We start from the raw sequence: 6,236 nt of genomic DNA on the forward strand, positions 1-6,236 counted from the left end.
ATTCTGAAAAAAATAATGAATAATCAATATTTTTTGGCCTGTTAAGAGTAACCCATATAAAATCGTGTGGGTTACCTATGAAATATAGGCAAAAACTACTTTCATTTCTGACATTTCATTTTAAATAGATAACCCATTATATAAACAATCAGGGTATGCTTAAATAATATTAATAATATAGTAAGATTATAAAAATCTCAGGTGATGAAATGGCCGACAAGTCAGATAAAAAAATCAATTTTAAAGAACATATATTAAGATTTATCCTCGTTACTGTAGTATTATTTTTAATAAATCTTATATTCACACCAAACCACTGGTGGTTCTATTTTCCAATGGTAATAGTTGCAATTATATTAATAGCCAAGTATATAAAAGTCGTTTTTATCGATGATTAACCTTGATACTAACTGAATAGTAAAATATGAGTGATTTCACCTTCTTTTTAAATTATGAAAGTTTAACTATGAAAATAAGCAATGTGTAATTAATATTTATGGCCTGTTAAGAGTAACCCACCTTCTGTTTAACAGCATTCATCTTAGCGAACTACCTTGCCTACTACAGAGATTATCGGCAAATTTTGTTCTTGCATCCTATGGAATGGCCGTTTCACCGATTCTTTTAATGTCCTCAATTAAATATCATCGTCTACCATTAAAAGCCGTGTCGTTTCTGCTCCAGAGTCATACCTCTCAGTATACGTTTTTCAACGCCATAGTCTGTATTGATGGGCGGAGTTTCCTTAGTTTATAAAAACCAGCAGCTGTCTTTAACTTGCCAAAAATATTAATTAAAAGTAGCAGGGCCTAGATTTGAACTAGGGATCTCGGGGTTATGAGCCCCGCGGGATCACCAGACTACCCCACCCTGCTATACGACAAAAATAGTATAAGACTATTATATTAATATCTAAAAGATAATATATAAATCTTTCCATATTTCCTATTAAATAAGAAAAAATAAAGAAAATAAAATTATTTATTTTCTAAAGATTCAATTCTTTCATCCAAACTAGCTAACTTCTCTTCAGTGACTTTTTGGAATTCTTCAGAGGATTTTCTGAATTCGTCAAAAGATTTTTCCAGATTATCCACTTTACCAGTAGTTTCACCAAATTTGGATTCTAATTCATTTAAATCATTGGTTGTAGCTAAAGACCAATCTTTAATCAATTCATCGCTTTTGACATCCAAAAAGGCGTCAAGCTTGCTTGAAAATGCATCAGTATTCAAAGAGGACATGTCAATGTCGCTTAATTTGATTTTAATCTTTTTACTCATTGAATCAGATCCTTCTCCCGCCGCAGCCTTATCTTTAGATAAATCATCGTAATCTGATTTTTTACCCAATACTTCATCCATATGTGCATCTGCAGTATTAGGAACTATACTACGCAATTTTTGAGCAGTTTCCGGACTATTTAATAAATAGTAATAGACCAAAATGATTATTGCAATAACTAAAATTAGGATAGCTAACGCTTCGATAACTTCCATTTTAATCCCCTTATTTCATTTTTTCAAGTTTAGCTTCTTTAGCTTCAATTTCTTTAAGCATTTTTTCTAATTTCTTTTGCTCGGTTTGAGCTTCAAGTCTAGCCAATCTTTCGTTGATTTCACTGTGCAAGTAACCAACTTCACTTCTTACATCAGTTGTGGATTGCCTGATTGCAGAAAGGCTATCTTGCTTATCTTGAGGTAATGGAATAGGATTATCCATTAATCTTTTAGATTCAATGTCTTTTTCAACCATAGACATCTTCTTAAGCTCAATTTCTTTTTCAAGCATTAATATTGAATTTTTTGATTCTGCAACTTTTCTCCATTGGAATACAATGATTAAAAGTACAACAGCAACAATAATTAATATTATTAATAGGAACATTTGATCAGGTATTGTAGGAATATTTTCCATATTTAAACCTCCGAATAATTTTATACAGAATGTAATATAAAATATTATATAAACTTTATCAATTATATAATTAATTATTAATGTAGAAGGTAATTATTTATGATAGACTCTTATATAAAAGCTGGAAAAATTGTTTCAGATATTCGTGGTGAAGCTTCAAAAATGATTAAAGACGGAACTTTAGTCATTGATTTAGTGGAGTATGTGGAAAGCGAAATCCTAAAAAGTGGAGCGGAAATTGCGTTTCCATGCAATGTTTCAATAAATGAAATAGCAGCCCATTATACATCTCCGGCAAATGATGAAACCAAATTTAAAGCGGGAGATATGGTGAAATTGGATTTGGGCGCTATGGTTGATGGCTATATTGCCGATTCAGCAATTACAGTAATCGCAGACGGCAACATTGATGAAAATTATACTCAAGATGAAATAAATTTACATGAAGAGATTGTTGAAGCGTCCGCAGCAGGCCTTGAAGCTGCAATCAGCACTGTCAGAGCAGGCGTTGAAGTATCAAAGATTGGTGCTGCAGTTCATGAAGCAATTGCGGAATATCATCTTAATCCTATTTTCAATTTGACAGGGCATAGCTTGGAACAGAACAATTTGCATGCAGGTATTTCAATACCTAACTATGACAACCATGACGGTTATGTCTTGGATGAAGGTCAGGCCATTGCAATTGAACCATTTGCAACAAATGGAGAAGGGATTGTAAATGACGCTCCTGGAAATTACATCTTCTCATACATAGCCAATAAACCATTTAGAATGAGAAGCACACAAAAAGTCTTAAAATATATTCAGCAAAACAATCCGTATGTACCATTTTCCGGAAGGTGGATTACAGATGAATTTGGCGTAAGGCGTGGAAATATCGCGTTAAAACAGTTATCAGACGCTATGGCAATATATCCGTATGCTCCCCTCAGGGAAAAGAAAGACTGTTTCGTAAGTCAAAAAGAACATACAGTTATTGTTGAAAAAGAAGGCTGTACAGTTACAACAATTTAGAAGAGATTTTCTCTTCAACTTTTTTTATTATAAAAATAGATTACTTTAACAATTAAAATTAAGTTTTTTAAAAAAAAAGAAAAAAAAGAAAGAAAGGAATTAGTATTCCGGAGGAATTGGTAATCCCATTTTAACTCTTTCTTCACGTACTTTTCCGTTTTTGTCTTTTTTACCTTTAGCTAATTTTTCAAGTAAAGGAAGACCAGGTTTTACTTCGTCCATTGGTTTTGTTTCAATTAAACCAGCAGCGACAGCACCTTTGAATACATCAGCACCAGCATCAGTTCTGGTTAAAACAGTGGACCATCCGTCAGGTGATCCTACAGAACCGGTTGATACGTCAGACCATTCTGCAACGTAATCCATACAGATGTTACATCCTGCTTGTTCGTATCCGTGTGTTTCTTTAATAGCTAAACCAGAGTCTTCACCGTCTTTGGTTAACCAGAATTTTCCTTTTCCGATGTCCATTTTGGTAGCATCTTGTAAGCTGTCAAATCCTAATTTAGCAGTAGCGAAAGTGTCAAGAGAAGCCATTGGGAAGTTTTCCATACAGTAGATACCGACGATTAATTTGATTTTTTCAGCGACGAATCTAGTGAATGGGTAAGCTTGTGCTTTTCTTAAACCTTGGGTTTGACATGGAGTTGCTACAACACCAACTTTTTCTAAACCGTATTGACGGGTTGCTTCTTTAATTGCGGATAAAGTTGGGGACATTGAGTATTTGGTTCCTGCAGCAGCGATAACTTCATCAGCGGAAGTTACTACAGTAGGAACAGGTCTCCAATCATCGTCAGGAGTTCCAGCTACAACTGCACCTTCAATGATTCCTTCATCGAGTGCGTAACAGAGTAATGCTGAAACAATTCCGCCGTCTTGGGATACATCGAGAATTTTTTGCTCGGTAGATCTTGCAGAGAGTGCTTCTTTATAAGTACCTAATACCATATTCATTCCTCCTAAAGTCCTGTTTCCTTTTTAATTTCACTTGTAGGTAACCATGATCTTGGACACATTAAGTAACATGTACCACATTTAATACATCTGTCTCTGTCACAGCTTGGTCTACCTTCAGCGAAGCCCATTGCCCTAGTTGGACAACCGAGAGCACAAGTTCCACAACCAGTACATAATCCTTGGCGGACAATGTTGGTTAATACGTCACAGCCACATCCTTTGTCACATGCAGCCCAGTCCATAGCTGGTTTTAAGTAATCTAAGTCGCCGTTACATAATGCAACAACAGCTTTTGCGATCATTTCAGGAGCTACAGGACAACCAGGAAGTGCTAAGTCTACTTTAACTAATGAACTAATAGGTAAGAAAGATTCATGTTTAGGTTGAGCTTGTTGGCCACCACGAGCAAAGGTGGTGAAACAACCAGTTACAGCACAAGATCCGAATGCACAAATTAAGCCAGATTTTTTCCTTGCTTCTAAAAGTTCATGTACACTGTGTTCGTCTTGTAAACAGACGGAACCTTCAATTAAACATAAGTCCATTTCTGGCATTTCTTCAGCATAAGTACCGTGAATCCATTTGTCCACTAAAGTTTGTCCGTATACAATATCAATCATGTCAGTAAGTACAGTAGATAAAATGTCATAGTTTTCAGTTAAAGACATTGCATCTCCAGTACAACCACTTAAGTGTATGTAACCAATACGTGGTTTTGATGAAGCAGCTTTTGGAGCTTCTGCAGCTTTAGTTTCTACAGGAGCAGCTTCTTCAACTTTTTCCTCTACTTTTGGTTCTTCTGCTTTAGATCCACCAAAAGCTTTTTTCAATTTATCAAACATTATTTTACCCCGATTTCTTTTAAAATAAGATCTATAGTTTTAGGAATAGCCTTTTCTACAGGTTCTGTTAAACCCATATCGATATCTGGAGTTGGGATTTCGGCAGGTTTACAGCCGACAATTACTACTTCGCATTTTTTAGAGATTTCTTGAAGAGGCTCTTCAACAGTCATTCCATGAGGATTATCATATTTTCCTCTTTGCATGGAATTAGGGTCAAATATTTCGACAGTACCAGGTTCATCGTTGAATTCAACGACATCAACAACGATTAACTTTTTCCAATCGTATTCCTCGTATAACGGGAAGAAATTGGTTGGTGCTGCTGTTCCGCCATCAACAAATTGAACACCATCTGGTAATTCTACGCCTTCAAATTTTCCTTTAATCTCTTCTAACACTTCTTTATTAAATTCATTATCTACAAAATCTGTAACAGCCGGATCGTAGTAATCATTTTTATCATTAAAACATTTTTGTAGTATGTTAATGACTATCGGACCGTATCCATCATCTTTGAACAATACATTTCCGCATCCAATCACAATGATATCAGAATCATAAGGCATTAAATTAATCCTCCCAATACTTAGATTCTCACCATTTCATTTTTGAGAATGGATTTATCTTCATCGTCAACTACCATCACGTGAGTAGCACAGGATAAACATGGGTCGTATGCTCTGATAACGTGTGGACCTAATTCATGGTGGAAACCTTCGGTAGCTGGACCCATAGTTGGAATGTTCCAGGTAGTTGGTACAATTGCAGAGTAGAATTTGGTTTTTCCTTCTACAACTTGTGCCATGTGTACGTCAGTACCTCTAGGACCTTCGATGACACCAAATCCGAGTTCGCCAGTTCCTCTTTTATCGTAAGATACGTTTGCAGGTGCTGCAGGATCAATTGCATCTAATGCTTCTAAACAAGCATTGTAGTTTTTAATCATTTCGTCTGCACGTGCAACGTGTTGAGCAACTACACCTTTGTCTTTGAAACCTGCGAATTTTTCCATCCTTGCTCTAGGACCGGTTTCAACATTAGTACCTTCCCATAAAGGAATTACAGAACAACCTCTTTTACCAATTTCAGGGTCATCATACCATGCTTCTGGTAATACTTCAGAGAATTTGTCCATATCGAATTCGTTGGTACCATAAGTTGCGTCAGTTGCCATTAATGGTTGGTTAACTACACCTAAATCTTTAGGTAAACCAGCTTCAGCAACACAGTTTTTGATAAATTCAACGTGTTCTTCAAGTTTTGGTTTTAATGCAGTCATCCTTTCAATTAATCTTTCTTTGGTGAATGGGGTAATGTTTCTAGCCATTCCTCCAACTCTAATATCAGATGGGTGGATACCTTCACCAGCAATCATATCTACAACGTATTGAACAGTTTTTCTTACTTCACTTACACTGTCTACTGCTGCTACGAATTTGTCTTCTGGGACAACGTCAGGAGCAACTAAGAAGTGGTGAATTGCTGCACTGTTAATAC

Annotated in this window: 8 protein-coding genes, 1 tRNA gene and 1 other RNA gene; 2 read left to right on the forward strand and 8 right to left on the reverse strand. The window is 35.8% G+C overall.

The features are described 5' to 3' along the window. Nucleotides 1-209 precede the first annotated feature (209 nt). The gene (locus Q0W25_RS08650; protein WP_292751974.1) at nt 210-398 is read left to right on the forward strand and encodes a 2TM domain-containing protein; all 189 of its coding nucleotides are present in this window, start codon (nt 210-212) and stop codon (nt 396-398) included. Between the two features lie 101 nt (nt 399-499). Here the strand turns inward: Q0W25_RS08650 and rnpB are convergent. From rnpB to Q0W25_RS08670, 4 genes are all read right to left on the reverse strand, one after another. Next, an RNA gene (gene rnpB / locus Q0W25_RS08655) (RNase P RNA component) lies at nt 500-781 on the reverse strand. A 19-nt stretch (nt 782-800) separates the two neighbouring features. After that, nucleotides 801-875 (reverse strand) — tRNA-Met (locus Q0W25_RS08660). Between the two features lie 102 nt (nt 876-977). Next, nucleotides 978-1,499 carry a hypothetical protein gene (locus tag Q0W25_RS08665; RefSeq protein WP_298521193.1) on the reverse strand — a complete coding sequence of 174 codons (522 nt, stop codon included), beginning with the start codon at nt 1,497-1,499 and terminating at the stop codon, nt 978-980. Between the two features lie 10 nt (nt 1,500-1,509). Beyond that, entirely contained in the window at nt 1,510-1,917 is a 408-nt protein-coding gene (locus Q0W25_RS08670) for a hypothetical protein (RefSeq protein ID WP_297827247.1), read from the reverse strand. Nucleotides 1,918-2,016: 99 nt separating this feature from the next. Between Q0W25_RS08670 and map the strand changes: the two genes are divergently transcribed. Continuing rightward, nucleotides 2,017-2,934, forward strand: a complete 918-nt coding sequence (gene map, locus Q0W25_RS08675; RefSeq protein ID WP_297827250.1) for a type II methionyl aminopeptidase — start codon at nt 2,017-2,019, stop codon at nt 2,932-2,934. Nucleotides 2,935-3,033: 99 nt separating this feature from the next. On the opposite strand, the gene frhB is transcribed toward map, so the two are convergent. From frhB to Q0W25_RS08695, 4 genes are all read right to left on the reverse strand, one after another. Further along, nucleotides 3,034-3,885 (reverse strand): coenzyme F420 hydrogenase subunit beta, encoded by an 852-nt coding sequence (frhB, locus tag Q0W25_RS08680; RefSeq protein WP_298521195.1) that lies wholly within the window; start codon nt 3,883-3,885, stop codon nt 3,034-3,036. An 11-nt stretch (nt 3,886-3,896) separates the two neighbouring features. Then, on the reverse strand, nt 3,897-4,736 hold the full coding sequence (gene frhG, locus Q0W25_RS08685) for a coenzyme F420 hydrogenase subunit gamma (RefSeq protein WP_297827303.1): 840 nt from the start codon (nt 4,734-4,736) through the stop codon (nt 3,897-3,899). Continuing rightward, complete coding sequence (gene frhD, locus Q0W25_RS08690; protein ID WP_297827305.1) at nt 4,736-5,305, reverse strand: coenzyme F420-reducing hydrogenase, FrhD protein; 570 nt, start codon at nt 5,303-5,305, stop codon at nt 4,736-4,738. Before frhD ends, frhG begins: the two co-directional genes overlap by 1 nt. 20 nt (nt 5,306-5,325) lie before the next feature. Further along, on the reverse strand, nt 5,326-6,236 hold a 911-nt coding region (locus Q0W25_RS08695; protein ID WP_298521198.1), incomplete at its 5' end, for a nickel-dependent hydrogenase large subunit.

It is taken from the genome of uncultured Methanobrevibacter sp., from assembly GCF_947166415.1.
Taxonomy (GTDB): domain Archaea; phylum Methanobacteriota; class Methanobacteria; order Methanobacteriales; family Methanobacteriaceae; genus Methanocatella.

What these genes read in the sequence shown, in the direction of transcription:
- Q0W25_RS08650 (WP_292751974.1), top strand. Translation starts at nt 210, where the DNA reads ATGGCCGACAAGTCAGATAAAAAAATCAATTTTAAAGAACATATATTA.
- Q0W25_RS08665 (WP_298521193.1), bottom strand. Translation starts at nt 1,499, where the DNA reads ATGGAAGTTATCGAAGCGTTAGCTATCCTAATTTTAGTTATTGCAATA.
- Q0W25_RS08670 (WP_297827247.1), bottom strand. Translation starts at nt 1,917, where the DNA reads ATGGAAAATATTCCTACAATACCTGATCAAATGTTCCTATTAATAATA.
- map (WP_297827250.1), top strand. Translation starts at nt 2,017, where the DNA reads ATGATAGACTCTTATATAAAAGCTGGAAAAATTGTTTCAGATATTCGT.
- frhB (WP_298521195.1), bottom strand. Translation starts at nt 3,885, where the DNA reads ATGGTATTAGGTACTTATAAAGAAGCACTCTCTGCAAGATCTACCGAG.
- frhG (WP_297827303.1), bottom strand. Translation starts at nt 4,736, where the DNA reads ATGTTTGATAAATTGAAAAAAGCTTTTGGTGGATCTAAAGCAGAAGAA.
- frhD (WP_297827305.1), bottom strand. Translation starts at nt 5,305, where the DNA reads ATGCCTTATGATTCTGATATCATTGTGATTGGATGCGGAAATGTATTG.